This window comes from Gaiella occulta (assembly GCF_003351045.1).
In the GTDB taxonomy this organism is placed as follows: domain Bacteria; phylum Actinomycetota; class Thermoleophilia; order Gaiellales; family Gaiellaceae; genus Gaiella; species Gaiella occulta.
The window spans coordinates 162,370-184,542 of record NZ_QQZY01000006.1 but is presented as its reverse complement, the minus strand read 5'-3'; the positions used below and the strand labels follow the sequence as shown (position 1 = coordinate 184,542).

The 22,173-nt window shown below is 73.3% G+C and carries 21 protein-coding genes and 1 pseudogene; 17 read left to right on the top strand and 5 right to left on the bottom strand.

The genetic code is table 11. The annotated features are described in order from the left end of the window. Nucleotides 1–2 precede the first annotated feature (2 nt). From dnaJ to Gocc_RS12535, 7 genes are all read left to right on the top strand, one after another. Nucleotides 3–1,097: a molecular chaperone DnaJ gene (gene dnaJ, locus Gocc_RS12565; protein WP_220150607.1), complete on the top strand. Its 1,095-nt coding sequence runs from the start codon at nt 3–5 to the stop codon at nt 1,095–1,097. Between the two features lies 1 nt (nt 1,098). Next, complete coding sequence (locus tag Gocc_RS12560) at nt 1,099–1,464, top strand: heat shock protein transcriptional repressor HspR (RefSeq protein ID WP_114796912.1); 366 nt, start codon at nt 1,099–1,101, stop codon at nt 1,462–1,464. Nucleotides 1,465–1,507: 43 nt separating this feature from the next. Continuing rightward, nucleotides 1,508–3,994, top strand: coding sequence for an ATP-dependent chaperone ClpB (clpB, locus tag Gocc_RS12555; RefSeq protein WP_114796911.1), 2,487 nt, complete (start codon nt 1,508–1,510; stop codon nt 3,992–3,994). Nucleotides 3,995–4,055: 61 nt separating this feature from the next. After that, entirely contained in the window at nt 4,056–4,523 is a 468-nt protein-coding gene (locus Gocc_RS12550; RefSeq protein ID WP_114796910.1) for a CHRD domain-containing protein, read from the top strand. Between the two features lie 120 nt (nt 4,524–4,643). After that, nucleotides 4,644–5,183 carry a phosphorylase family protein gene (locus tag Gocc_RS12545; protein ID WP_114796909.1) on the top strand — a complete coding sequence of 180 codons (540 nt, stop codon included), beginning with the start codon at nt 4,644–4,646 and terminating at the stop codon, nt 5,181–5,183. A gap of 44 nt (nt 5,184–5,227) precedes the next feature. Next, nucleotides 5,228–5,956 (top strand): hypothetical protein, encoded by a 729-nt coding sequence (locus tag Gocc_RS12540; protein ID WP_114796908.1) that lies wholly within the window; start codon nt 5,228–5,230, stop codon nt 5,954–5,956. A 37-nt stretch (nt 5,957–5,993) separates the two neighbouring features. After that, nucleotides 5,994–6,281 carry a GYD domain-containing protein gene (locus Gocc_RS12535; RefSeq protein ID WP_114796907.1) on the top strand — a complete coding sequence of 96 codons (288 nt, stop codon included), beginning with the start codon at nt 5,994–5,996 and terminating at the stop codon, nt 6,279–6,281. Between the two features lie 36 nt (nt 6,282–6,317). Here the strand turns inward: Gocc_RS12535 and Gocc_RS12530 are convergent, their stop codons facing one another. The 3 genes from Gocc_RS12530 to Gocc_RS12520 all read right to left on the bottom strand — a co-directional run bounded on the left by Gocc_RS12530 (nt 6,318) and on the right by Gocc_RS12520 (nt 9,575). Beyond that, nucleotides 6,318–7,262 (bottom strand): enolase-like domain-containing protein, encoded by a 945-nt coding sequence (locus Gocc_RS12530; RefSeq protein ID WP_220150606.1) that lies wholly within the window; start codon nt 7,260–7,262, stop codon nt 6,318–6,320. Nucleotides 7,263–7,363: 101 nt separating this feature from the next. Then, the gene (locus Gocc_RS12525) at nt 7,364–8,266 is read right to left on the bottom strand and encodes a pseudouridine-5'-phosphate glycosidase (protein ID WP_114796905.1); all 903 of its coding nucleotides are present in this window, start codon (nt 8,264–8,266) and stop codon (nt 7,364–7,366) included. A 493-nt stretch (nt 8,267–8,759) separates the two neighbouring features. Beyond that, nucleotides 8,760–9,575: a carbohydrate kinase family protein gene (locus Gocc_RS12520; protein WP_114796904.1), complete on the bottom strand. Its 816-nt coding sequence runs from the start codon at nt 9,573–9,575 to the stop codon at nt 8,760–8,762. Nucleotides 9,576–9,591: 16 nt separating this feature from the next. Here Gocc_RS12520 and Gocc_RS12515 point away from each other — a divergent pair, with 16 nt between their 5' ends. Beyond that, nucleotides 9,592–9,789: a hypothetical protein gene (locus tag Gocc_RS12515; RefSeq protein WP_114796903.1), complete on the top strand. Its 198-nt coding sequence runs from the start codon at nt 9,592–9,594 to the stop codon at nt 9,787–9,789. On the opposite strand, the gene Gocc_RS12510 is transcribed toward Gocc_RS12515, so the two are convergent. Further along, nucleotides 9,747–11,387 (bottom strand): glycosyltransferase family protein, encoded by a 1,641-nt coding sequence (locus Gocc_RS12510; protein WP_114796902.1) that lies wholly within the window; start codon nt 11,385–11,387, stop codon nt 9,747–9,749. The genes Gocc_RS12515 and Gocc_RS12510 overlap by 43 nt on opposite strands. A 41-nt stretch (nt 11,388–11,428) precedes the next feature. Between Gocc_RS12510 and Gocc_RS12505 the strand changes: the two genes are divergently transcribed. After that, nucleotides 11,429–11,743, top strand: coding sequence for an FmdB family zinc ribbon protein (locus Gocc_RS12505; RefSeq protein ID WP_114796901.1), 315 nt, complete (start codon nt 11,429–11,431; stop codon nt 11,741–11,743). 22 nt (nt 11,744–11,765) lie between these two features. On the opposite strand, the gene Gocc_RS12500 is transcribed toward Gocc_RS12505, so the two are convergent. Beyond that, nucleotides 11,766–12,929 carry an LCP family protein gene (locus Gocc_RS12500; protein WP_114796900.1) on the bottom strand — a complete coding sequence of 388 codons (1,164 nt, stop codon included), beginning with the start codon at nt 12,927–12,929 and terminating at the stop codon, nt 11,766–11,768. A 24-nt stretch (nt 12,930–12,953) separates the two neighbouring features. On the opposite strand from Gocc_RS12500, the gene Gocc_RS12495 reads away from it, so the two are divergent. The 8 genes and pseudogenes from Gocc_RS12495 (at nt 12,954) to Gocc_RS12460 (ending at nt 22,168) form a co-directional block, all read left to right on the top strand. Continuing rightward, nucleotides 12,954–13,859, top strand: a complete 906-nt coding sequence (locus Gocc_RS12495) for an ROK family protein (RefSeq protein WP_114796899.1) — start codon at nt 12,954–12,956, stop codon at nt 13,857–13,859. Beyond that, a complete protein-coding gene (gene rsmI / locus Gocc_RS12490) occupies nt 13,859–14,662 on the top strand; it encodes a 16S rRNA (cytidine(1402)-2'-O)-methyltransferase (protein ID WP_114796898.1) in 804 nt (267 codons plus the stop codon). Before Gocc_RS12495 ends, rsmI begins: the two co-directional genes overlap by 1 nt. Nucleotides 14,663–14,738: 76 nt before the next feature. After that, a pseudogene (locus Gocc_RS17140) lies at nt 14,739–15,161 on the top strand (murein hydrolase activator EnvC family protein); the annotation flags it as partial. Between the two features lie 805 nt (nt 15,162–15,966). Further along, nucleotides 15,967–17,490, top strand: a complete 1,524-nt coding sequence (gene metG / locus Gocc_RS12480; protein ID WP_114796897.1) for a methionine--tRNA ligase — start codon at nt 15,967–15,969, stop codon at nt 17,488–17,490. Then, nucleotides 17,487–18,236 (top strand): TatD family hydrolase, encoded by a 750-nt coding sequence (locus tag Gocc_RS12475; RefSeq protein ID WP_181813652.1) that lies wholly within the window; start codon nt 17,487–17,489, stop codon nt 18,234–18,236. The genes metG and Gocc_RS12475 overlap by 4 nt, the downstream gene beginning before the upstream one ends. After that, a complete protein-coding gene (gene rsmA, locus Gocc_RS12470; protein WP_114796895.1) occupies nt 18,233–19,009 on the top strand; it encodes a 16S rRNA (adenine(1518)-N(6)/adenine(1519)-N(6))-dimethyltransferase RsmA in 777 nt (258 codons plus the stop codon). Before Gocc_RS12475 ends, rsmA begins: the two co-directional genes overlap by 4 nt. Then, nucleotides 19,006–19,824, top strand: a complete 819-nt coding sequence (locus Gocc_RS12465; protein ID WP_114796894.1) for a 4-(cytidine 5'-diphospho)-2-C-methyl-D-erythritol kinase — start codon at nt 19,006–19,008, stop codon at nt 19,822–19,824. Before rsmA ends, Gocc_RS12465 begins: the two co-directional genes overlap by 4 nt. Before the next feature lie 118 nt (nt 19,825–19,942). Then, nucleotides 19,943–22,168, top strand: a complete 2,226-nt coding sequence (locus Gocc_RS12460; protein WP_114796893.1) for a GAF domain-containing protein — start codon at nt 19,943–19,945, stop codon at nt 22,166–22,168. Nucleotides 22,169–22,173: the final 5 nt, after the last annotated feature.

The following is a 22,173-nucleotide window of genomic DNA, read 5'->3' as shown; positions in this document are numbered from 1 at the left end:
CCGTGAAGTCCCCCTACGAGATCCTCGGCGTCCCGAAGACGGCGACCGACGACGAGATCAAGCGGGCCTACCGCAAGCTCGCACGCCGGTTCCACCCCGATGCGAACCAGGGCGACGCCGCCTCCGAGGAGCGCTTCAAGGAGGTGCAGGGGGCCTACGACATCCTCTCCGACCCGGAGAAGCGCAAGCAGTACGACGCGTTCGGGGCGGCCGGGCCTCGGGCGGGAGCAGGCGGCGGCCCCGGACAGGGCGGCTTCAGCTACGAGAACGTCGACCTGTCCGACCTGCTCGGGCAGTTCGGCGGCATCTTCGGTCGCGGCTCCGGCAGGCGGGCGCGCCCGCAGCCCGAGCGCGGGGCCGATCTCGAATCCCGCGTGCGCCTCTCGTTCGAGGATGCGCTCAGGGGAGCGCAGGTGCGCGTGCCGGTCGACGTGGACGCGCCCTGCCACGTCTGCCACGGCACCGGTGCCGAGCCGGGCACGAAGCCGGTCACGTGCCCCCAGTGCGGCGGTTCGGGCACCGTCTCGGACTCCCACGGCCTGTTCGCGCTCTCGCAGCCCTGCCCGCGTTGCCGTGGCAACGGCGTCGTCGTCGAGCAGCCGTGCGGCGCCTGCCGCGGCAGCGGGCGCGAGCGCGTGACGAAGCGCTACGCCGTCAAGATCCCTGCCGGGGCGAAGGACGGCACGCGGGTGCGCCTCAAGGGCAAGGGCGAGCCCGGACGCAACGGCGGCCCCGCCGGCGACCTGTTCGTCGTCGTCTCGGTGGAACCGTCGCCGCTGTACGAGCGGCGCGGCGCCGACCTCGTGCTCGAGGTGCCCGTGACGTATCCCGAGGCGGCGCTCGGCGCCACGGTCGAGATCCCGACGCCGGACGGCCCGGTGGCGCTCAAGGTTCCGGCCGGAAGCGAGACCGGGAGGCTCCTGCGCGTGAAGGGCCGCGGCGCCCCGAAGCTGAAGGGAGGGGGCAAGGGCGACCTGCTCGCGCGCGTGAAGGTGACGGTGCCTCAGAAGCTGACGAAGGCCGAGAGGGAAGCGCTCGAGAACTGCGCGAAGGTGTTGCGCGAGTCTCCGAGGGCGCGCTTCGAGCGGATGAGCTGAGATGCCCGACCGCCCTCGCTACATGATCAGCGTCGCCGCGGAGCTCGCGGGCATGCACCCGCAGACGCTGCGTGCCTACGAGGAGAAGGGCCTCGTACGGCCGGCGCGCACGCCCGGCGGCACCCGGCTCTATTCCGAGAACGACATCGAGCGGCTGCGGCTGATCCAGACGCTGACGACGAAGCTCGGCCTCAACCTCGCCGGCGTCGAGCACGTGCTCCGCCTCGAGGACGAGCTGCGCCGCCTGCGGGCGCGCATGGAGCGGCTCGAGGCCGAGTTGCGCCAGGAGATTCACGACACCCACAGGCAGTACCGGCGGGAGGTGGTGCTCTACCGGCCACCCAAGCCGCCGGCAACCCAGCGCTGAACCCCCGTGCGGCGATGCGCCGCAGGGCCGGAAGGAGAACGACATGGACTTCAACAGGCTGACGATCAAGTCTGCGGAGGCGGTTGCGGGCGCGCAGGAGCTCGCCCGCAAGGCCGGCAACCCGGAGCTCACACCCGACCACCTCACCGTCGCACTGCTCGAGCAGGAGCTGCCGCGCACGCTCGTCCAGCGTGCCGGCGCGAGCCCCGACTCGATCCGCTCCGAGGCGGAGGCGCGCCTGCGCGCGCTCCCGACCGTGTCCGGCGGCAACGTCCAGCCGCAGGCAGGCGCCCGCTTCCGCGCTGTGCTCGACGATGCGTCCGACGAGGCGCGCAAGCTCGACGACGAGTTCGTCTCCGTCGAGCACCTGCTGCTCGCGCTCGCGCTCGTCCCGCGCGAGGCCCTGCTCGCCGCACTCAAGGAGGTGCGCGGAGGGCAGCGCGTCACCTCGCAGGACCCCGAGGGCTCGTACCAGGCGCTCGAGAAGTACGGACGTGACCTGACCGCGCTCGCCGAGCAGGGCAAGCTCGATCCCGTCATCGGCCGCGACGAGGAGATCCGCCGCACGATCCAGGTGCTCTCGCGCCGCACGAAGAACAACCCCGTGCTCATCGGCGAGCCCGGCGTCGGCAAGACGGCGATCGCCGAGGGTCTCGCCCAGCGCATCGTCGCGGGCGACGTGCCCGAGGGGCTGAAGGGCAAGCGCGTGTGGGCGCTCGACATCGGCGCGCTCATCGCGGGCGCCAAGTACCGCGGCGAGTTCGAGGAGCGCCTCAAGGCGGTGCTCGCCGAGATCACCGCGGCCGAAGGCGAGATCGTGCTCTTCATCGACGAGCTGCACACGATCGTCGGCGCCGGCGCCGCCGAGGGCGCCGTGTCGGCGGGCAACCTGTTGAAGCCGATGCTCGCGCGCGGCGAGCTGCGGGCGGTCGGTGCGACGACGCTCGACGAGTATCGCACGCACATCGAGAAGGATCCGGCGCTCGAGCGCCGTTTCCAACCCGTGTTCGTGGGCGAGCCGTCGGTCGCGGACACGATCGCGATCCTGCGCGGGCTCAAGGAGCGCTACGAAGCCCACCACGGCGTCCGTATCCGCGACGCGGCTCTCACCGCCGCCGCGGTGCTGTCGGAGCGCTACATCACCGACCGCTTCCTGCCGGACAAGGCGATCGACCTCGTGGACGAGGCCGCCTCGCGCCTGCGGATGGAGATCGACTCCTCCCCCGTCGAGCTCGACGAGGCCGAGCGGCGCGTCCGCCAGCTCGAGATCGAGCTCGCCGCGATGGCGAAGGAGTCGCCGGCCGTGCGCGAGCCCGTCGAGCGCGAGCTCGCCGAGGCGAAGGCCCGCCGCGACGAGCTCGCCGCGCGCTGGGCCGGTGAGAAGGAGGTGCTGGACCGGGTGAAGGAGATCACGCGGCAGATCGACGAGCTGCGGATGGAGGCGGAGCGCGCCGAGCGTCACGGCGACCTGCAGCGCGTGGCCGAGATCCGCTACGGGCTCCTGCCCGCGCTCGAGAAGGAGCTCGCCGAGCGTGGCGAGGCCGTGAAGGCGGCCGAGCCGATGGTCAAGGAGGAGGTCGACGAGGACGACATCGCCGCCGTCGTCGCCTCCTGGACGAAGATCCCCGTCGACCGGCTGCTCGAGGGCGAGGTGCAGAAGCTCGTGCACATGGAGGAGCGGCTGCACCGGCGGGTCGTCGGCCAGGACGCCGCGATCGAGGCCGTCTCGAACGCGCTGCGGCGTGCGCGCTCCGGCCTGCAGGACCCGAACCGCCCGATCGGCTCGTTCGTCTTCCTCGGCCCGACCGGTGTCGGCAAGACCGAGCTGGCCCGCGCCCTCGCCGAGTTCATGTTCGACGACGAGCGCGCCATGGTGCGCCTGGACATGTCCGAGTACATGGAAAAGCACACCGTCTCCCGGCTCGTCGGTGCCCCGCCCGGGTATGTCGGCTACGACGAGGGCGGCCAGCTCACCGAGGCGGTGCGGCGGCGCCCCTACTGCGTCATCCTGCTCGACGAGATCGAGAAGGCCCACGCAGACGTGTTCAACGTGCTGCTGCAGCTGCTCGACGACGGTCGCCTCACCGACGGCCAGGGACGCACGGTCGACTTCCGCAACACCGTCGTGATCATGACCTCGAACATCCGCTCGCAGGAGCACCTGCTCGAGCACTTCCGGCCCGAGTTCATCAACCGCATCGACGAGATCGTCGTATTCGAGCCGCTCACGAGGGAGCAGATCGGAGCGATCGTGGAGCTGCAGCTGGAGCGGTTGCGCAGCCGGCTCGCGGAGCGGAAGATCGCGCTCGAGCTGACCGAGTCGGCGAAGGAGCTGATCGCGGAGGCGGGCTGGGATCCGGCGTTCGGTGCGCGGCCGCTGAAGCGGGCGATCCAGCGTCTCGTCGAGAACCCGCTCGCGCTCGAGCTGCTCGAGGGGCGGTTCTCCGAGGGCGAAACGGTGCGCGCCTACGCGGACCAGGGCACGATCCGCTTCACGACGGCCGACGAGGAGGCCGCGGTGGGCGTGTAGGCAAACCGGTGCGGTTCCCGGTGCGTAAGCCCTTGCGAAGGACCACCGACGAGGAGGGACGATGAAGACGCTCGCAACCGCAGTCGCTCTCGCGCTCGCGCTCACGGTCGCCGGCGGCTCCCTTGCCGCTACCGCCAAGCGGGGCACCTCCTACCGCGTGACGATGACGCCCCGGCAGGAGGTGCCGCCGCCCGCCGCCCCGGCCGGGGCTGCCGGGGTGTTCACGGCAACCGTGGCCGACGCGGGCGCGCTGCGGTCGATCCGGTGGACGCTCACCTTCCGCAACCTGAGCGGCAAGGCCGTCGCGGCGCACATCCACGCGGGCAAGCGGGGCGTCGCCGGCGGCGTCCTGCTCGCGCTGTGCGCCCCCTGCAAGACCGGTGCCACGGGCCGCGCGACGATCGCCAGGGACACCGCCGACGCGCTCGAGCGCGGCACCGCCTACGTGAACGTCCACACGGCGAAGAACGCGGCCGGCGAGATCCGCGGGCAGATCGTCAAGCCCGCCGCGTCCGTCTCGCGCTACTAGGACGTCGTGATGCCGGGAGGGCCGGCCGTCGTCCTCCCGGCATCCGCTCGCGCGGACGCCGCCGTCACAGCGAGCCTCTAGGATCGGCGTCCCTGGTCGACCGAGGAGAGTGCGAGCGCCATGCCGGAGATCCTGATCGCCGCCGCCACGGAGCGTGAGCTGTGCGGCCGTGACGGCCTCGTCTGCGGTGTCGGCCCGGTCGAGGCCGCCGCGGCGGTCGCACGCGCGCTCGCGCTGCGCGACTGGAAGGCTGTCCTCCACGTCGGGGTCGCCGGCGCTCGCGGCATCGCGCCCGGGACGCTCGTGATCGGCGCCGAGGCCGTCTACTGCGATCTCGTCGCAGCGATCCGCGTCGTCGATCGGGTCGCCGCCGATCCCGGGCTCGTCGAGGCCGTGCGCCGCGCCCTTCCCGACGCGCCGGTCGTTGCGATCGGCACGAGCGCGGCGGTCGGCGGCGCCGGGCGCGGGGTGCCGGTCGAAGCGATGGAGGGCTTCGGCGTGCTGCGCGCCGCCGCGCTCGCCGGCGTGCCGGCGGTCGAGGTGCGAGCGATCTCGAACGCGGTCGGCGAGGCCGACCGCTCGACCTGGCGGATTCCCGACGCGCTCGCGGTGCTCGACCGCGCGCTCCCCGCGCTCGTCGACGCTGTCGCGTCTCGGTGATAGGGGCGGGCTGCTCGCTCGCCCTGCCCGCTACGGTTGTGGCGATGCCGCGCCCACGCTATGCCAGGACGAGCGGGCCGCTGCCGCCGGCGCTGCCGCCGGAGACGCGGACGGTCGGCCAGCTCGTCGCCGAGACGCTGAAGCTGTACGGCGACAGGTTCTGGCTCGCGCTCCCGCTCGGCCTCGTCATCGCGGTCGCCGACCAGGTGTCGCTCGGCCTCGACGTGGCGGGGCGGATCGCCGTGCTCGTCGCTGCGGCGCCGCTCCTCAGCCTGGCCTACGCCTGGGGTGCGGTGCTCGCCGGCGGCGCCCGGCCCGCGAGACGCACCTGGCTCGTCGCGCTCGGCACCGGAACGATCGTGTTCCTGCCCGCGGCCTTCCTGCTCCCGTGGTTCTCGCTCGCGGCGATCGTGCTGCTCGCGCTGTTCGGCAACGCCGTGCCGGCGGCCGTGATCGAGCAGCGCGGCCCCGTCTCGGCGCTTGCCCGCTCGCTCGAGGTCGCTCGTGCCGACCTCGTGCACGCGCTCGGGGGGCTCGCCACGCTGATGCTGCTGTTCGGGCTGACGCGGCTGGCGATGGGGTTCCTCTTGCGCGCCCAGGCGGATACCACGCTGCGCGTGGCGATCTTCCTGGCCGACACCGTGCTCGGCCCGATCCTGTTCCTCGGCGGAGCGCTGCTGTTCGTCGATCTTGCGGCGCGGGTGGGAACGACGCGGCCGGGCCGCCGGACGGCGCGCCTCGCCCCGCGCGATGGCGCTCCGCCGGCGGAGTAGGCTCTGCGGGCCGGCCACCCGCGGCAAGGAGGAGCCGATGCCGATCTACCTGATGCTGACGACGCTGACCGGGAAGGGCGTGCAGACGCTGAAGTCCAACCCGGGCCGGCTGCGCGAGGTCAACCGCGACGTCGAGGAGCTGGGAGCGCACGTGCTGCACCAGTGGGCCTCGCTCGGCGCCTACGACTTCGTCAACGTCGTCGAGGCGCCGGACGACCTCACGATCGCCCGCGTGTCGGTCGCGCTCGGCGCGCGCGGCAGCGCCAAGATCGAGTCGCTGCCGCTCGTCGAGGTGGACGCGCTCCTGCAGTCGCTCGAGGGCTGAGCCTGGATCCGCCGATCCGCGCGCGGCGGCCGTCGCTCAAGGGCGCAGCCGGAAGCCGATGGGCTCGGGGTCGAGCGCGAGCGGGCTCGTCGGGAGACCCGGCCGCGGATCGAGGTTGAACGCGCCGGGGGCGACGTCGTTCGGGCTGCCTGGGTGGAACAGCGCCGCCAGCAGCTGGATCTGGCCGCGGCCGCACCCGAGCTCGAACTGGCCGCCGCCGTAGGCGTCGATGCCGCGCGCGGCACAGTGGTCGTAGGCGGCGAACAGACGCTGCAGCGAGCCGAACCGCGACGGCTTCAGGTTGACCGTCCGCGGCGGCCAGGGCAGCCCGTCGATGTCCTCGACCGAGTGGATGATCGCGTCCCACGTGACGCGCTCCCGGTGCGGCTCGAGCACCGCCTCCGTCTCCGGCGTGAGCGCGGGATCCTCGAGCCACGCGCCGGGCAGCCCCTCGGCGACGAGCCGGTACAGCGCCGGGTCGGGCTGCGTGTCGACGCTCGTGCCGCGGTAGCGGCCCTTGAAGTCGACCGCGACGACGGCCCCTGTCGCTGCGAGCTCGGCGATCAGCTGCGCCGACCAGTCGGCGGTCGCGTCGAGCTTGAAGCGCAGATCCGGGTAGAGGGCAAGCCAGGCGTGCAGGCGCTCGCTCGTCGCCGGCGTGCCGAGCCGCATCGAGACGACGAACGTGAGCGCCGCCGGCGCTCGTCCGACGGCGTCCTCGAGGGAGCGCCCGGCCTGACGGAGAGCGAGGTCGAGGGCGGCGCTCTCGAAGCCCCAGCGGCGGTAGTCGAGGGAGGCGTGCTGTGCCGGCTCGTGGTCGAAGAGCGGTTGGCCGCCGAGGTGCTCGGAGAAGGAGTCGAGCGTCCACGTGCCTGCGAGCGGCAGCACGCAGCTGCGCTGCTGCTGCCGGTCGTGCTCGCCGGCGTCGTAGGTGACGTCCTCGCCCAGCCCTTCCTCGCCCGCGCCGGCCAGCCGGATCACCGTCGTCTTGCGCAGGAAGTCGCTCGAGATCTTCTGCTCGAGAACCTCGAGCGCGTAGCCCTCGATCGTCAGCGGCAGGTCGCGGACTGCGTCGTACAGGCTCAGAGCGCGGCCTGCTCGAGTGCCGCGTACGCGACGGCGATCTCGCCCGCGAGGCCGGCGTTGGCGACGATGAGGTCGCGGTTGACGCGGCGGGTCTCGCCTGCGGAGTGCTCGTGCAGGTACGCGAGCACGAACGGGGTCACGCCCTGGCCCGAGACGCCCTGCCGCTCGGCGGCTGCCACGGCTTCCGCGATCAGCCGCTCGACCTCCAGGCTCTCGTCCGGAGGCCGCCCGACGAGGACGGCGTTGCCGCCCAGGCGCCAGTGCGCGTCGGCGATGCGCGCGATCTCTGCGGCGCTCTCGACGCGCGCCGAGACGGGGGGGCCGCCGTCGGCCTGATAGAAGAGCGGCAGCGTGTCCGTGCGGTAGCCGAGGACGGGAACGCCGAGCGTCTCGAGCAGCTCCACGGTGGCCGCCACGTCGAGCAGCGACTTAACGCCGGACGACGCGATCACGGTGGGGATACGGGCGGCCGCGCCGAGGTCGGCGGAGACGTCCGGCGGCGTCGGAAAGCCGCGGTGAACTCCGCCGAGCCCCCCGGTGCCCATGAAGCGGATGCCGACGGCCGCCGCCGCCGTCAGCGTCCCCCCGACCGTCGTCGCCCCGACCGCGCCCTGCACCGCGCAGACTGCGAGGTCGCGCGGGCCGAGCTTGCGTGCCTGCGGCGTGAAGCGCTCGAGCTGCGACTCCGTCAGCCCGATCCGGATCTTCCCGTCGAGCACCCCCGTGGTGGCGGGGATCGCGCCGGCGGCACGGACGGCTGCCTCGCTGCCGAGACCGACCTGGACGCCGTCCGGCGCCGGAAAGCCGTGCGCCACGAGCGTGGTCTCGAGCGCGACGACGGCGCGCCCGTCCTCGAGCGCGGACGCCACCTCGTCGCTGACGTGGATCAGGTCGAGCATGCCAGCGAGACTAGTCGTTCCAGGAAACGCGCGACTGCTTGGCAGGCGCAGGGGGGGGGGGCTGCTCGGGGCCGCCTCTCCTGCGGCTGCTGGCACTTCGCCTCTCTTGGACGCTGCTGGCACTTCGCCTCTCTTGGACGCTCTCTTGGCGGCTTCCGCCGGCCCAACCACCCCCAGGGGCACCCCCGGTGCCCCTGACGACACGCTAGCGGTGATCCGGTGCCGGGACCGCGCCGCCTCTGTGTCGTCTTCGTGTCCTGCGCGCGCGGGCGTGCCGGAAGGACGCCGCCGGGCGTCCCGCACCTGACAGGCTCCGCACCGGGCGGGCTGCACTCCCGGCATGGCGTGTGCTCCGGGGTGGGTGGCCCGCCCGTTCTTCGCGCCCCGCGTTCCCGTCCCGGCGCGCGTCCCCGTCGCGCCCCGCTCCTCTCGTTGCGTCCCGCCCGTCCCGCCCCGCGTCGCGGCAGCGCGCCCTCCCGGCCGGTCCTCCGGGTCAGGACGCGGGCATCGAGCCTGCCTGCTGCACGCAGCGGGCCGCCGCCGCAAGCGCGAGCTCGGGCCCGCCGACGATGAACCCGGCCGCGAGCGCGTCGCCGGCGCCGGTCGAGTCGACGACGCGCCGTACCGGCAGCGCGGGCCGCTCGTCGCCGTCGAACGAGCAGCCTCGCGCCCCGCGCTTCAGGATCCAGGCGCTGCCGGGGATCGGTCCGCCGACGATCGCGTCCTCGTCCTCGTTGGCGAACACGATCTCGGGCGCGATCTCCTCCACGAGGCGGCGGAACGCCGGCGCCCCGGCATCGCGGATCGCGCTCCACGACGACAGGTCGACGCTCACCCGCGCTCCGCGGGCGCGTGCGAGCTCGACGGCGCGCAGCGCGGCGAGCCGCACCGGGTCGCGCAGCAGCGCGTACCCCGATACGTGCAGGTGCTCGCAGCCGTCGAGCCACGCGGGGTCGAGCTCGTCGGGCCGGAACGAGGGCGCGACGCCGCGGTCGGAGCACATCGACCGGTCGCCGTCCGGGTCGACGAGAGAGACGATGACACCGCTTCCCTCCGGCTCCACGGGACCTGCGAGGTCGACGCCGTACGCCGCTACGCGCTCTCCCGCGAGCCGGCCCGCGTCGTCGGCTCCCCGCTTGCCGATGAACCGTGCGGCGCCGCCGAGCGCGGACACCCAGGCGGCGACGTTTGCCGCCTGGCCGCCGGGTCGCAGCACGACCCGCGAGGTTGCGTCCGCGCCCCGGGCGAGCGGCTGCTGCAACCGCACGATCACGTCCAGCACGAGGTCGCCGAAGCAGCACGTCAGCATCGCCTACGATCCTCGCATGGACGGGAAGAAGCGGCAGAGGCGACTGCGCTCGTATCTCATCGGCGGCGTGCTCGGCGCGTCGGCGGCCGTCGCGGCCGCGCGGCGGATGCGGCCCCGGCGCTCGCGCCGGCAGGCCGCGACCGGGCTCGGGGCGTTCGAGAGCGCCCCCTGCTACCGCGAGTTGCTCGAGCGCGAGCGCAGCGACGGCCCGTAGCCGCGTGACGCGCGGTCGGCGCGCTCGATCGTCTGCAGGTTCACGTCGGCATCGCCGATGCCGAGCGCCCGTCCCGCCAGCATCGCGCGCGCCGCGGCGGCGAGGTAGCGGTCGGGCGTCCCGACCGGCGCTTCGGTCTCGATGACGAGAAACGGTCCGAACGCGTGCGTCACGAACATCCCCGGCGGCCCCGGATCGCGGTTCTCGATCTCGAGACGCGGCTTCAGGTTGTTGCGCTCGCTCGCGTCGAGGATCCAGATGCCGCGGCCGAGCGGTCGCGGCTGGCGCCGCAGCACGCGGAGCGTGAGGCGGGCGTCGGCGCGCGGCAGCACCGTGTCGGCGAACGCGCGATTGCGCTCCCACGCGCCCAGGAAGAGCGGCTCGTAGCCGAAGAGCAGGTCGTCGGGCCTGCTCGTGGCGGCGAGGTAGGCCTCCGCCTGGGCACGGGCTGCCTGGCGCTGCGCGGGCTCCCATTCGAACAGGGGAGGTGTTCGCTGCCATGCCCAAGCCACCTCGGCGGCGAGGAGCGCGACGACGATGCCGGCGGCGGCCAGGGGCAGCCGGCGCGCGAGCCGCGTCACGCCCGCAGCGACGAGCACGGCGAAGAGCGGCAGCACGAAGATCAGGTGCCGCGACTCGGGGGAAGCAGACCCGCCCAGCCGCGCGGCGAGGAACGCGACCACCGGTACGAGCGTGGTGCAGAGTGCGAGCTTCCGTGCGTCGGGGTCGACCGTTGCGAGCCCCGCGAGGGCGAGCAGCAGCACCACGGCCAGCACCGGCCACCACCCGGCGCTGAAGTCGCCCGCCGTCTGCCACAGGTAGGTGACGATCGCCGTCGGGCCGCCGAGCTTGTCGCCGCGGCCACCCACGCCGACGTCGAAGCGCCCTGCGAGCACGAGGTCGGTCAGCCAGAAGGGGATCCCGGCCACCGCGACGGCCGCGAACGCCGCGACGGCCGGGCGCAGGCGGTCGCGGCGGGCGAGCAGGACGTAGACGCCCTGCGCGGCGAGCACGAGAGCGCCGTACGGGTGCGCGGCGACGGCGAGGAGGATCGCCGCCGCCCACGGAAGCCACGCGCGCCCACCACGGTCGAGCGCACGCAGCAGCCCCAGGAACGACAGCAACGAGAGGAACAGGAACATGCTGTACATGCGCGCGTAGACGCCGTGGAAGAGGAACGCCCAGCTGCAGGCGACGAGCGCGGTCGCGACGAGCGCGGTACGCCGTTCCGTCAACCGTGCTGCGAGGAGGGCGACGAGCGGGAGGCTCGCGACCGCGAACGCCGCCGACACGAGCCGCGAGCCACCGAGCCCGAAGCCTGCGTGGGCGACACCCCAGGCGAACAGGAAGTGAAGCGGCGCTCCGCCCCGATCGCGGGTGACATGGTCGATCACGCCTCCGAGCGAGTCCCGTCCGACGAACAGCGCGAGCGTCTCGTCCTCGTGCGGCGGCCACGCCATCAGCTGGTGCAGGAGGAACGCGGCCGCGACGGCGACGATCACCGAGACGCCGGCTACGACCCCGTGCGCGGAGGCGAACGAGCGCGCCGCCGGCGTCCACGGCCGTCCGTCCGTCCGTGCCTCGACGCTCTGCGTCATCGCGTTTCCCGCCGCATCGTCGCTGGTAGATTGGCGCTCGTATGCCGATCTACGAGTACCGGTGCCCGAACGGGCACACCTTCGAGATCTTCCAGCGGATGAGCGATCCGCCGGCCGAGGTCTGCCAGACCTGCGGGCGCGGCCCCGTGGAGAAGATCCTGTTCCCGGTCGCTGTTCACTACAAGGGGTCGGGCTTCTACTCGACCGACTACGGGCGCGGCGGCAAGAAGGCCGTGAAGGACGCGGACGGAAGCGGCTCGGGCGAGAAGAGCGAGAAGAGCGAGAAGAAGGAGCCGGCGAAGGACGGTGCCGCGGGCTCCGGCTCGAGCGACAAGAAGCCCGCCTCGGCGGACTGAAGTGCGTGGGCGCGGCCGGCGCTCACAGCGGCCGGTCGCCGACCACGCAGCCGGGGGCGTAGGGGAGGCCCCTGGGCGGCGCGAGCGGCGCCGACCGCCCGGTGAACATCGCCACCGTGGCGACGTTGTCCTCGGAGCCGAAGATGACGGACTGCCCGTCGGCGGTGCCCGGCTCGCCGCCGAGGCGGCAGTGCAACGCACCGGCGCTGTCTGCCCGGAAGTACGCCCATCCGAGCTGCAGCACCTGGCCGGCGCTGAGATCGGTGGCGAGCGGCTTCACGATCGTGCCCCCGACGAACGGCAGCTTCACGGCGGTGCCGAGGGAGGTCACCCGGTCAGCGGTCGCCTGGATCACCTGCTGCTGGCGGCGGGCGCGGTCGAAGTCGGTCTCGGAGCGGTCGAGCAGGTTCTCGCGGATGCGCGCGTAGACGAGCGCACGCTGCCCGCTCATGTGCTGCCGGCCCTTCTCGAAGCGCCAGCCCTGCCAGGACGCGCAGCGCTGTGAGGTCGCATAGGGGCAGTCGAAGCGGTTCGACCGGATCGGCCGGGAGACGTTCACGTCGATGCCGCCGACGGCGTCGATGAGCTCGCGGAAGCGGTCGAAGTCGACGAACGCGACGTGGTCGATCTCGAGGCCCGTGAGGGCCTTCACGGTCCTCAGCGTGAGCGCCGGCCCACCGCGCTGGAACGCGGAGTTGATCTTCGCGGAGCCGTAGCCGGGGATCTCGACGCGGAGGTCGCGTGGGATCGACAGATAGGCGAGGCGGTGCGTGCGCGGATCCGTGCGGATCAGCATGATCGAGTCCGAGCGGTTGGCGCCGGCCCGCCCCACCTGGGTGCCGCCGTCGGTGCCGAGCACGAGGATGGTGGCCGGCGTCGCGGTCAACAGGCCGCCCCGGTGCGACAGCTCGGCGGCGACCGACCGTGGCACGCGCGCGTTTGCGTCGCGGATTCCGCGGGCAAAGGAGAGGTAGCTCGTCGCGAGCCAGACGCCGGCGAGGAGGAGCAGCGCGGCGAGGGCGAGGGTGATCCTGCGACCCCAGTGCCGCTCCTTCGGCCCGCGCTCGGGGCTGCCGGCCGCCCCGGCTTCCTGCTGCCGCTTCGCAGGCGCGTGGCGCTGGAGGGGGACCCTGCCCTTGGCCCGTCCGCCGCGGTAGACGCGGTAGGGCTTCTCTTGTTCGGGCATCCGGGCGGATATCGTAGCCGCGCCGTGCACGAAGACCACGTCATCGGTGTCGACCTCGGCGGAACGAAGATCCTCGCCGGCCTCGTCGGCCGCGACGGCTCGATCGGCCGCACGATCGAGATCCCGACGCCGGACGGGCCACAGCAGGAGGTGCTCGCCGCGATCGATGCCACCGTCGAGGATCTCCTCGCCGACGGCGCGGCGGCGATCGGCTACGGCGTGCCGCTCAACATCGATCGGCGCACGGGCATCGCGCTGCGCGCGACGAACCTGCCGCTGCACGACGTGCACTTCCCGAACCGGGCGCGCGAGCGCTACGGCCTGCCGGCGGGCGTCGAGAACGACGCCAACGCGGCGGCGCTCGCCGAATGGCGGCTCGGAGCCGGGCGCGGCGTGTCGGATCTCGTCATGCTGACCCTCGGCACCGGCGTCGGCGGCGGGCTCGTGCTCGACGGCCGGCTCTACCGCGGCTGGGCCGAGCTCGGGCACATCGTCGTGGTTGCCGACGGGGAGCCCTGCCAGGGCTCGTGCCACGGGCGCGGCCACCTCGAGGCGGTCGCGTCGGGCCTCGCGGCGGACCGTGCCGCCGCGGCGCTGTACGGGCCGGGCGCCGCGGCGCCGGAGCTCGTACGGCGCGCGCATGCGGGGGAAGCTGCGGCGATCGAGGCGCTCGGCCGCATCGGACATCTCCTCGGCGTCGCGATCGGGTCGCTCGTCAACGTGTTCGATCCGGATGTCGTCGTGATCGGCGGGGGGTTCGGCGCGGCCGCGGGCGAGCTCGTGCTCGGACCCGCGCGGGAGGCGGCGCGGCGCGAGGCGATCCAGCCCGCGGACGAGACGCTCCGCATCGTCGAGGCACGGCTGGGCGAGGACGCAGGGCTGATCGGTGCCGGGCTCGTGGGATTCGAGGCGCTCGACGGGGAGCGCTGATGCCGCTCGCGGTCTGCGCCACGCCGATCGGGAATCTCGAGGACGTGACGCTTCGGGTGCTCGCGGAGCTCGCCGCGGCCGACGTCGTCCTGTGTGAGGACACGCGCAGGACGCGCATCCTGCTCGGCCGCCACGGCATCGTCGCGCGGCTCGTCTCCTACCGGCAGCACAACGAGGCCGCCCGTGTGGCGGAGCTGCTGCCCCGCCTGTCCGCCGGAGAGCGGATGGCTCTCGTCTCCGACGCGGGCCTGCCCGGCATCAACGACCCGGGCATCCGGATCGTCGTGGCGGCGCTCGAAGCCGGGGTGCGGGTGACCGTGCTGCCGGGGGCGTCCGCGGTCGAGACGGCGCTCGTCGCGAGCGGGCTCGCGGGCGAGCAGTACCGGTTCGTCGGGTACCTGCCGCGGCGTGCGGCCGAGCTCGCGGCGCTGTGGAGCGAGCTCGCAGGCTGGCCGCACCCCGTGGTGGCCTTCGAGTCGCCGCGGCGACTCGGAGCCTCGCTCGCGAGCCTGGCGGTCGTCGACCCGGGTCGCGTGGTCGCCGTCTGCCGCGAGCTGACGAAGGCGTTCGAAGAGGTCGTGCGCGGCACCGCCGCGGCGCTCGCGGAGCGGTATCGCGAGGCGCCGAAGGGCGAGATCACGCTCGTGATCGGCCCGGCGCCGGACACGGGCAGGCCGGACACCCGGGACGCCGCCGCCGTCGCCGAGCTCGTCGCCGCCGGGACGCCCAGGCGGGTCGCCGTCGACGTCGTCGCGCGACTCACCGGCTCGCCGCGCAACGAGCTCTACCGCTCTTCGTTGTAAGCAAGATTGACAATGTCCGGCACGTGCGCTAGGCTCGCCTTCGATGTTGTCTCAATAGAGAACAGGAGGTGTATCCATGCGCCGCTTCGCCCTCGGGCTCTTTCTCGTGGCAGCGCTCGCGTGGGCTCCTGCGGCCTCCGCGTGGACGTGGCCGCTGGCAGGTCCGGTGCTGCGCCCCTTCTCCCTGGGCACGGATGCCTATGCGGCCGGGCAGCACCGCGGGGTCGACGTCCAGGGAGCGGGCGGCGAGCCGGTGCGCGCGCCGGCGGCGGGGGAGGTGACGTTTGCGGGCACGGTGCCGACCCATGGGCGCACCGTCACGATCCACACGCCTGACGGGCTCGCGGTCTCGCTCACGCACCTGGGTGAGGTCGGCGTCGTAAAGGGAGATGAGGTCGCGGAGGGTGCGCCGCTCGGCAGCGCGGGCGCGAGCGGCGAGACGGAATGGCCGACCCCGTATGTGCATCTCGGCATCCGCGCGGGGTCGGGCGCCGGCGACTACGTCGACCCGATGACGCTCCTGCCGGGTCGCGCGCTGAAGCCGCCGCCCACCGTGAGCCCGTCTCCGGACGTTGTCTCCGTCCCCGCCTCGGATCCTGCGGCCGCTGCCACGCCGGTCTCGACTGCCCCCGCCGTGCTGCCTCCGGGTGAGCCCGTCGCTGCGGGTCCTCCGGCTGCGGCGTCCCCCGGCGCTGCGGCTGCCGTCGCTCCTGCGAGCGCCGACAGCGCTGCGCCGGCGGCCTGGGACGCTGCGCTGCGCGCTCGAGAAGCGGGAGCTGACGACCTGTCAGCTCGGGCATCCACACCGGCCGCGCGGGCGCTGGAAGCAGACGGGAGCGCGCCAGCGCCGGTCCTTGTGAGCGGCGCTTCCCGGCGTGCCGCGGCGGCGGGCGCTGCGGTGCCCGCGGCGCCCCGCCCGCAGGGGGCGCTGCTCGAGTCGTCGCGTGCTCCCGGGCGCCCATCGCCGGCACCTGCGGGCCCGGCGGGCGGTCCGAGGGTGGAGCCGGCGGCGCCGGCAGCGATGCGCGCCCAACGTCGGCGCCCGAAGGGCGAGAGCGGCGCACCTACCGCTGCCCCCGCGGCGGAAGGTCGTAGCGACCCCGGTGATCCACGACCGGCGCGGCAGCGGCGGGTGCGTCGCCACCACCAGACGTGGGCGGTCACGGGAGGCGCGCTCTCCACAGAGCATCAGCGGGCCGCAGCGTCCCGCGGTGACCGCCGGTTCTCCCTCTGGCCGCCGCTGCCGGTCATCGCAGCCCTCGCACTCGGGGCCCTGGTGGCGCGCCGCCGTAGAATCGACGGAGATGGAGCGCTACTACGTCACCACGCCGATCTACTACGTCAACTCGACACCCCACATCGGGCACGCGTACACGACGATCGCGGCGGACATCCTGGTGCGTCACCAGCGCCAGCGCGGGCGCGACACGTTCTTCCTCACGGGCGTGGACGAGCATGCGGCGAAGGTCGCGCGGGTGGCAGCCGAGCAGGGGCTCTCTCCGCAGGAGTACGCCGACCGCATCGCGGTCGCATGGCGCGAGCTGCCCCGACGCATCAACGCCTCGAACGACTTCTTCATCCGCACGAGCGACGAGGAACACAAACGGTTCGTGCAGGGATTCCTGCAGAAGCTGTACGACAACGGACACGTCTACCAGGACGTCTACGCGGGCCTCTACTGCGTCGGCTGCGAGGCGTTCAAGACGGAGGGCGAGCTGGTCGACGGCAAGTGCGCAGAGCATGACCGGGAGCCGGAGTGGATCGAGGAGCGCAACTGGTTCTTCCGTCTGTCGTCGTTCCAGGAGCAGTTGCTCGCGCTCTACGAGCGCCCCGACTTCGTCTTGCCTGCTTTTCGCGCGAACGAGGCGCGGAGCTTCGTCGAGGGCGGCCTGCAGGACTTCTCGATCAGCCGGGCCGGCCAGACGTGGGGGATTCCCATCCCGTGGGACACGGATTCGGTCGCGTACGTGTGGGCCGACGCCCTCGTCAACTACCTCAGCGCGCTCACCTACGCGCGCCCGGGCGAGAACCTCGTGGAGCGGTTCTGGCCCGCCGTGCACCACCTGCTCGCCAAGGACATCCTGCGCTTCCACTGTGTCTACTGGCCTGCGATGCTGCTTGCTGCCGGCTACGAGCCGCCGAGGCAGCTGTTCGTGCACGGGTATCTTCTCCTCGACGATCGGAAGATCTCCAAGTCGCTCGGGAACGTCGTCGACCCGCTCGACCTGATCGAGATCTACGGCGCCGACCCGGTGCGCTTCTGGTGCGCGCGGGCGGTCTCGTTCGGCCAGGACGGAGCAGCCTCGCTCGAGGGGCTGCACGAGCGCTACGAGCGGGAGCTCGGCAACGATCTCGGCAACCTCCTCTCACGCACGACGGCGATGGTCGCCCGCTACCGCAACGGCACGGTCAGGAAGGCGCCCACGCGCGACTCCGACATCGCAGCGGCGCTCGCGCCGCTCGGCGCCGACGTCGCCGCCCGGCTCGACGCATTCGACGTTACCGGGGCGCTCGAGCGCATCTGGGAGGTGGTGCGCGCGCTCAACCGCTACGTCGAGGCCACCGCGCCGTGGCAGCTCGCCAAGGACGAGGCGCAGGCCGACGCGCTCGACCACGTGCTCTACGACCTGGTCGACGGCATCCGTGCGGTCGCGGTCGCCCTCTCCGCCTACGTGCCGGAGACGGCGGAGCGGGTGCTCGAGGCGCTCCATCAGCCGCTCGAGCTCGCATGGGCCGAGGTCGCCTACGGCCGCACCGGCGACGTCGAGGGAATCGAGGCGGCACCGCCGCTGTTCCCGCGACTCGACGCGCCGGCGCCTGCCGCGTGATCGACACGCACGCGCACCTCGACGCCTGCGAGGAGCCTGCGGCGCTCCTCGTCGAGCGCGCGCGCGCGGCCGGCGTCACACGGATCGTGACCGTGGGCACGGGTATCGACTCGTGCCACGCCGCCCTTGCCATCGCCGAGGCGAACGCCGGTGTCTGCGCCGCCTTGGGCATCGACCCGCACCAGGCCGGGGCGGCCGCCGGCCAGATCGGCGAGCTCGCAGCGCTGCTCGAGCACCCACAGGCGGTCGCCGTCGGTGAGACGGGGCTCGACTACTTCCACGATCTCGCGCCACGTTCTTCCCAGCGGCGCCTGTTCGAGCGCCAGCTCGAGCTCGCCGCCGCAGTCGGCAAGCCGGTCGTGATCCACACGCGCGACGCCGACGACGACACCGCGGCCATGCTCGCGGGCTTCCCGGGCACGGTCGTGCTGCACTGCTTCTCGGCGCCCGGGCTTCTCGACACGGCGATCGACCGCGGCTACTACGTGTCGTTCGCCGGCAACGTCACCTTCCCCCGGGCCGGCGAGCTGCGCGAAGCCGCCACGCACGTCCCCGACGACCGCATCCTCGCCGAGACGGACAGCCCCTACCTCGCCCCGCAGCCCGTGCGCGGCACGCGCAACGAGCCGGCGCACGTCGTCCACACCCTGACCGCGCTCGCCGCCGTGCGCGGCGCCGACGCGGCCGCGCTCGGGCGGCAGATCGACGCCAACGCGACCGCGGCCTTCGCCCTGCCCGCCCCGTGAGCCGCATCGCCGCCAGGAAATCGCTCGGCCAGCACTTCCTCGCCGACGACAACATCCTCGGCGTCATCGAGCGGCTCGCCGAGCTCGATGCGGCCGACGTCGTGCTCGAGGTCGGGCCGGGCCTCGGTGCGCTCACGCGGCGGCTCGCGGACCGCGTCGCGCACGTCCACGCGGTCGAGCTCGACCGCTCGCTCGAACCGCACCTGGCAGGGCTCGCGGCGCGGCCGAACGTGAGCCTCGTGTGGGGCGACGCGTTGCGCCTCGACCTCGCCGCGCTCAGCCCGGCAGCCGGCAAGCTCGTCGCGAACCTCCCCTACAACGTCGCGACGCCGATCGTGGCCGAGAGCCTCGGCGGGCTGCCGTCGCTCGAGCTCTGGTGCGTGATGGTGCAGCGCGAGGTCGCCGACCGCTTCTTCGCGCTCCCGTCGACGAAGGCCTACGGCGCCGTGTCGGTGCTCGTGCAGCTCGCCGCGCGACGCACCGGTTTCCACCCGGTCTCCCGGTCCGTGTTCCGGCCGCAGCCGAACGTCGACTCGGCGCTCGTCGCGTTCCGCCGCGTCGGCCTGCCCGAGCGCTTCGACGACGTGCGCCGCGTCGTCGAGGGCGCCTTCGGCCACCGGCGCAAGACGCTCGCGAACGCGCTCTCGCTGAGCGGCGTCGCGACGCGCGAGCGGGCGGTACAGGCACTCGAGGCGATCGGCCACGATCCGGCCGTCCGTGCGGAGGCGCTCCAGCCCGCCGAGTTCGTCGCTCTCGAGCTGGCGCTGCGATGAGACGGGCGCCTGCTCCGGCCAAGATCAACCTCTCGCTCGTCGTCGGGCCCCTCCGCGACGACGGCAAGCACGAGGTCGCGACCGTGCTCCAGCGCGTCGACCTCGGAGACTGCGTTTCGCTCTCCGCCGCGCCCGTCCTCGACGTCGTCGGCTTCGACGGCGACACGATCGTGCGCGCGGCGCTCGCGGCGCTCGCACGCAGGGCGGGCGTCGAGCCGCGCTGGCTCGCGCGCATCGCGAAAGCGATCCCCGTCGCCGCAGGCCTCGGCGGCGGCAGCTCCGACGCCGCCACCGCGCTGCGACTCGCGAACGACATGCTGCCCGAGCCGCTGGCCGTCGACGATCTCGCCGCCGTGGCCGCCGAGATCGGAGCCGATGTCCCGTTCTTCCTGCGCCCAGGGCCCCAGCTCGGCACAGCGGACGGCACCGTGCTCGCGCCGCTCGACCTGCCGCAGGACTACTGGGTCGTGCTCGTCCTCCCCGACGGTGCCGTCAAGGCATCGACCGCCGACGTCTACCGGCGCTTCGACGAGCGCGACGGGATGCGCGGCTTCGAGGAGCGGCGCGCCGCGCTCGTCGACGCGCTCGCCGCCGCGCGGCGCGCACGCGACCTCGCCACGTTGCCCGGCAACGACCTCGCCTCCTCGCCGCTCGCGGGCGCCCTGCTCGAGCATGGCGCCTTCCGCGCCGACGTGAGCGGCGCCGGCCCGAGCGTCTACGGCCTCTTCCTCGAGCAGCGCCGGGCGGAGGCGGCCGCGCGCACGCTGAGAACAGTAGGCAGAACCTGGGTGACCGCCCCCTTCCGGGACGGCTGAGCCCCTTCTCGTCGGCTACATTGCAGTCCATCGACGCGCTCGCTCTCGTCCCCACGCTGCATTCGAATGTCGGGCTGGGGGTGGGAGCCGCCCCCAACGTTCCTCCGCTTCCCCGACCATGATCGACCGGCGCATCGTCGACGTCCTGCAGTCCGCGGTCGTGCAGCTCCTGCGGGCGCCCGGCCAGACGGAGATGCTCGGCGCCCTGCTCGACTGCGTCGCCCGCCTGGTGCCGTACGACTCGGCGACGGTCATGCTCGTGGACGACGACGGCGTGTTCAGGATTCACGCCGCGCGCGGCTACGAGCGCTTCACGGACGAGCGATCCGTCCGTGCCATCGCCATCGACCAGGCGCGCAACCCGCTTCTGCGCACGATCGTGACGGAGCGGGCGGGCCTGCTCGTGCCGGATGCGCACGCCGACCCGCGGTGGGAGAGAGTGCGCGGCGCCGAGCACGTGCTGAGCTGGATCGGCGTGCCGCTCGTCATCGAGGGCCGCGTGATCGGCGTCTACTCGGTGGACAAGGCGGAGGCCCGCTTCTTCACGGAGGAGCATCTGAGGCTCGTCGAGCACCTCGCTCCCTACGCGGCCGTGGCGATCGAAGAGGCACGGGTGATCGAGCGCCTCGAAGGGGAGATCGCCGAGCGCCGCAAGGCGGAGCGTCGCGCCCTGGGCCACGGCCTCGTTCTGCAGCAGATCGCCCGGCGCGAGCCGCTCGCGCACATCCTCGCCTCCCTCACCCTGCTCGTCGAGGAGGAGGCGCGCGGCGCCCTCTGCTCCATCCTGCTCGCCGACGGCGAGGGGCGCCTGCGGCACGGCGCTGCTCCCAGCCTGCCGCGGAGCTACGTGGAGGCGATCGACGGCATCCCCATCGGGCCGGGCGCCGGCTCCTGCGGAGCGGCCGCGTTCCGCGGCGAGCCGGTCGTCGTCGAGGACATCTCCGTCGACCCGCGCTGGGACGACTACCGCGAGGCCGGGCTGGCGGCCGGTCTCGCCGCCTGCTGGTCGACGCCGATCGCCGACTCGGAGGGGAGGGTGGTCGGCACCTTCGCCGTCTACCACACGCGACCCGCCCTACCGGACGACGAGCAGCTGTCGCTGATCGAGACGGCGACGCAACTCGCCGGGATCGCGATCGAGCAGGATGCGACGCAGCGAGCGCTGCGCGAGAGCGAGAGCAGGCTCTCGCAGATCCTCGATGCGCTGCCGGTCGGCGTGCTGGTGATCGATCCCGCCGGTGCGCCGACGTTCGTCAACGCCGCCGGCGTCGAGATGCTCGGGCCGGTGACCGCGCCGGGCGCGGCGGTCGAGCAGTCCCTCCCTCTCCTCGATGTCCGCCGCGCCGGATCGGGCGAGCCGTACCCGGCGCACGAGCTCCCTCTCGCCCGCGCGCTCGCGGGTGAGAAGTCGCGCGCCGACGATCTCGAGCTCGAGGGGCCGGACGGCATCGTGCCGCTCGAGATGCTGGCGGCCCCGGTCTACGATGCCTCCGGCCGTATCGCGTTCGCCTGCGCCGCGTTCAGCGACATCCGCGAGCGGCTCGAGGTGGAGCAGCGGCTGGCGCAGTCGCAGAAGCTCGACGCCCTGGGCCAGCTCGCCGGCGGCATCGCGCACGACTTCAACAACATCCTCACCGCCGTCGGCGGCTATGCCGCGCTCGTGCTCTCCACCTACGCGCCGGGCGATCCCCGTGCCGCCGACGTGGGCGAGATCGTGCGCGCCTCCGAGCGGGCCGCGGCGCTCACGCAACAGCTGCTCACCTTCAGCCGCAGGCAGGTGATCCGGCCTGCCCCGATCGACGTCGCGCAGGCCGTCACCGAGCTCGAGAACATGCTGCGCCGGCTGATCGGAGGGGACATCGAGCTGCGCATCCGCACGGACTCCGGCCCCGCCCTCGTCTGCGCCGACGCCAGCCAGCTCTCGCAGGTGATCGTCAACCTCGTCCTCAACGCGCGCGACGCCATGCCCGGCGGGGGCGTGCTGACGATCGACGTCTCGGGCGCCGCTCTCGGCGAGCCCCAAGCCGGGACCGAGACCGGCGCGGCGGCCGGGAACAGGGGCGAGCCCGCGCCGCGGCGGTACGTGTCGCTCGCCGTCTCGGACACCGGCGTCGGCATGGACGCGGAGACGATGCAGCACCTGTTCGAGCCGTTCTTCACGACGAAGCCGGCCGGGTCGGGCACGGGGCTCGGGCTGGCGACGGTGCACGGCATCGTCAAACAGGGAGGCGGGTGCGTCGCCGTCCGCAGCGAGCCGGGCGAGGGCGCCACGTTCACCGTCTACCTGCCGGCGCTCGCCGACGCCGGCGCCGCGGCCGACATCCCAACCGCCGGGGGCGCCTGACGTCC